This is a genomic window from Streptomyces aureus (assembly GCF_001418135.1).
Classification (GTDB): Bacteria; Actinomycetota; Actinomycetes; order Streptomycetales; family Streptomycetaceae; genus Streptomyces; species Streptomyces aureus_A.
This window is the reverse complement of record NZ_LIPQ01000592.1, coordinates 1-3,871: the sequence shown is the minus strand read 5'-3', so window position 1 is coordinate 3,871 and position 3,871 is coordinate 1. Positions and strand designations below refer to the sequence as shown.

Genomic DNA, 3,871 nt, shown 5'->3' with positions numbered 1-3,871 from the left:
GGGCTGCGCGGCCGTGGGGGCGTCCGCCGGCGCGGGGGCCGGCGTCGACGCCGAGGGAGTCGTCGGAGCCGAGGGAGTCGTCGGAGGCGTCGGAGGGGTGGACGGAGTGGACGGGGCAGCCGGGTGGTCCGCCGGTACCGCCGTGCCCTCGTTCTCGGTGCTCACAGCTCGCTCTCCTCGTTGACTGCGCGGGGTGGGGTGGGTGGTACCTACTGGTCACCTACTGCGTCCAGGGTGTTGCACCAGCTTTTCCCACAGGACGTCAGGCCGCTGTAAGGCGGAGCTGTGCATTCACCCCCCTACCTTTATATACGGACAGAACGGACAGCTTCCGGTGTGCCCGCTCCACCCCGCCAATGGCACCATGACGCCGTGACTCACGCACGGCAGCACCCGAACAGCGTCCCCCTCCAGGTCGTCGCCCACCGTGGAGCCTCCGAGGACGCACCGGAACACACTCTGGCCGCCTATGTGAAGGCCATCGAGGACGGCGCCGACGCCCTGGAGTGCGACGTCAGGCTCACCGCCGACGGCCATCTCGTCTGCGTCCACGACCGCCGCGTCGACCGCACCTCGAACGGCCGCGGCGCCGTCTCCGCCCTGGAGCTCGCCGATCTCGCCGCCCTCGACTTCGGCACCTGGAAGGGTCGCGACGACTCCCGCGAGAGCCCCGACTGGCGCGACCCCGGGTACACCTCCGTCCTCACCCTGGAGCGGCTCCTGGAGCTGGTCTCCGACGCCGGGCGCCAGGTCGAGCTGGCCATCGAGACCAAGCACCCCACCCGCTGGGCGGGCCAGGTCGAGGAGCGGCTGCTCCAGCTCCTCAAGCGTTTCGGCCTGGACGCGCCCGCGTCCCCCGCCGAGTCCCCCGTACGCGTCATGAGTTTCTCGGCCCGCTCCCTGCACCGGATCGCCGCCGCGTCACCGACGCTCCCCACCGTCTCCCTCGCCCAGTTCGTCTCGCCGCGCATGCGCGACGGACGGCTCCCCGCGGGCGCGCGCATCGCCGGGCCGTCGATCCGGATCGTCCGCCACCACCCGGCCGTGATCCTTCGGCTCCAGAAGGCCGGGCACCAGGTCCATGTCTGGACCGTGGACGAGGCCGAGGACGTCGAGCTCTGCGAGCGCCTCGGGGTGGACGCGATCATCACCAACCGCCCCAAGCAGGTGCTCTCCCAGCTGCGTCGCGACTGAGTGTTTCCAGCGACCGGCCGCGTTTCCCGCGGTCGGCGCGTTTCCCGCGTTTCCCCCTTTCTCGCCTCCTCAGCATCCCCTTCAGCACCCTCTTCCCCTTGCGCCACAAGGCTTCACAGGACTTACAGGGAGTGCACCGGCGCGTTCCACGCGTACGCGATCGTCACGAGTGCCTCATCGCACACTGATTGGCCGGTTTCCGGTCCAGGCCATTGGGGCATCCACACGGTGGCGTGGGGCAAAGGAGGTCTCGGGGGTGGCGTTGGTGGTGGCACAGGAGGTGCCCACGTCGTCGAGCATGGCCGTACCCCATGGCCCTGCGGGCGTGGGTAAGGCGAGACACCGGATGCGGGACGAGCTGTACCGCAGCGGGGTGTCCGAATCGGTCGTCGACGACGCGGTGCTGATCCTTTCCGAGTTGCTCAGCAATGCCTGCCGGTACGGCAGGCCGCTGGGGCACGCGGATCGGGGCGACGGGGATGTACGGGCGGCCTGGCGGGTGGACCCGGCGGGCGGCCTCAGAGTCGAGGTCACGGACGGAGGCGGTCCGACCCGGCCCGTTCCGGCGACGCCGTCGGTGACCGCACGGGGCGGCCGCGGGCTGAACATCATCAGCGCGCTGGCCCAGGACTGGGGTGTACGGGACAGCGCGACCGGCGAGGTCACGGTCTGGGTGGTGGTGACCGAGGGACACCGCCGCGAGGACTTCGCGTCCCGCGTCGGCGGCGGCTCCCGCTTCGACATCCTGGACGCGTACGACGACCTGGACTGACGTCGTACGAGGATCCCGGCGTCCTGCGACCTGGATCAGCCTCGTACGAGATCCAGGTCGCAGGACTACCTGGATCGGCCTCGTACGAGAATCCCGGCGTCGTACGAGATCCCGGCGCCGTACGGGCATCCCGCCGCCGCGCCGTGTGCGGCGGCGGCCGCACACGGCCGGTCCCGACCCCGCACGGCGACCCGTGGCCGCGCCCCCTCACAGGGGCGGTCGGCCCGCCTGAAGGGCGTCGGTGCGCGGTGCGGCTAGGCTCGCGCCCGGAACAAGCACCGCACCGCCGCGATCGGGAGAAAGCCACACCATGGCCAAGAAGCGCCCCCAGACGAAGGCCGGCAAGACCGGTCAGGCACAGGTCACGAACGGGGAGATCCCGGTCGTCGGGGCGCGCGAGCCGTGCCCGTGCGGTTCGGGCCGCCGCTACAAGGCGTGTCACGGCCGGGCCGCCGCGCACGCCGTGACCGAGCTGGTCCAGCGCCCCTTCGAGGGTCTGGCCGGCGAGTGCGACTGGGTCGCGCTGCGCGAGCTGGTGCCCGCCGCCACCGTGCCGCTCACCCTCAAGGGCGGGCTCCCGGAGGGCGTCCCCTCCGTGACGCTCGCGACCGTGCTGCCGATGGCGTGGCCGGCGCTCCGCCGCGACGACGGCTCCGTCCTGCTCGCCCTGCAGAACGACTCCACCTCCGGCGACCTCGCCCGCGACCTCGCCGACACCCTCCAGCGCGCCCTGGAGACCGAGCCGGGCACCCCGGTCCCGCCGCGCCGCGTCCCGGCCGAGGGCCCGCGCCTGCAGGACCTGCTCGACGCGGACGCCACGTTCGCCCCGGAGGTCCACTCGGGCTTCGAGTTCTGGATCCCGCAGTCCGCGGACGGCGCCGACCCGGAGGTCGCCGCGTCCCTGGAGCGGGCCAACGCGGCCGCGATCCCCACCGTGAAGCTGGCGAGCGTCGACTCGGCCTACTGGTGCGAGACCCCGGACAAGAACCACCTGCGCTGGGTCATGCCGTACCCGGAGGAGAAGCTCCTCGACGCGCTCGCCCGTCTCCAGGCCGCCGGCGGTACCTCGATCGGCGCGGACACCCGCCTCGTCGGTTCGTTCCGCGCGCACGGACTGATGGTGCCGGTCTGGGACCTGCCGACCACGATGACCGCCGAGGAGTGCGAGAAGCCGGCCGCCGAGTTCGCCGAGCGGCTGACCGAGGCGCTCGCCACGGACGCTCCGCTCACCGCGGAGGAGCGGCGCGCGCGTGGCGGCCTCACGAACCGTCAGGTGACTCTCAGCTGATACCCCGCCTGGTATCGGTGACTGACAGACCGACCGGTCGGTGACTTCTGCCACAACCCGGTCTGCGGACGGGTAAATCCCTGTCCGAATAACCGAGATCGAATTTGCGAACAGCAGATCTCTTGTTACCGTTCTGGAAGCCCGGTCGCTGGTGCATCCCCCGTCGCCAGCGATCGGGCCTTTCCATGTCCGCCTCCGGCAGGTCCGGGGCGTCGACGCTCAACTTCCTTCGCTGTCCGCCGTGTTGCTGCCTGCCCGCAGCAGCAGCGGGGTGTTGCCCCCCTCGCCGGTACCCGCGAATTCCGCTACCGCCGTATAGGCCGTGGCCATCCCCCGGCCGGGCTCCCTGGGCGTTTCACAGGTTCCCGGTTCGTCCTGCGCGGCGACCGGGCAACGGACCTGAACGGTCCGCCCGCCGGGTGCCATGAGGGACAGAAACGCGTCGAGATTCTGGCCGGTCGCGTTCCGGTAGTACGTACGCCCCCAGGTGTCGGGACCCTCCGCCAGGACGCAGGTCTGCGCCTCGACCCCCTCGGGAGAGACGAGTTCCGGCCCACAGTTCGTGACCCGGTCCGGGGACGCCCGAGCGGCGGGGGCATTACGGGGAGTGACGGGGG

Annotated in this window: 3 protein-coding genes and 1 pseudogene; 3 read left to right on the top strand and 1 reads right to left on the bottom strand. The window is 71.6% G+C overall.

Annotated features, from left to right (window positions below):
• The first annotated feature begins 372 nt into the window (after positions 1-372).
• The 3 genes from AOK00_RS34630 to AOK00_RS34620 all read left to right on the top strand — a co-directional run bounded on the left by AOK00_RS34630 (position 373) and on the right by AOK00_RS34620 (position 3,254).
• On the top strand, positions 373-1,194 hold the full coding sequence (locus tag AOK00_RS34630; RefSeq protein ID WP_055604100.1) for a glycerophosphodiester phosphodiesterase: 822 nt from the start codon (positions 373-375) through the stop codon (positions 1,192-1,194).
• Positions 1,195-1,363: 169 nt separating this feature from the next.
• Positions 1,364-1,966 (top strand): ATP-binding protein, encoded by a 603-nt coding sequence (locus AOK00_RS34625; RefSeq protein WP_079042349.1) that lies wholly within the window; start codon positions 1,364-1,366, stop codon positions 1,964-1,966.
• 310 nt (positions 1,967-2,276) lie between these two features.
• Entirely contained in the window at positions 2,277-3,254 is a 978-nt protein-coding gene (locus tag AOK00_RS34620) for a DUF5926 family protein (protein ID WP_055604098.1), read from the top strand.
• 219 nt (positions 3,255-3,473) lie between these two features.
• Here the strand turns inward: AOK00_RS34620 and AOK00_RS39825 are convergent.
• A pseudogene (locus AOK00_RS39825) lies at positions 3,474-3,871 on the bottom strand (hypothetical protein); the annotation flags it as partial.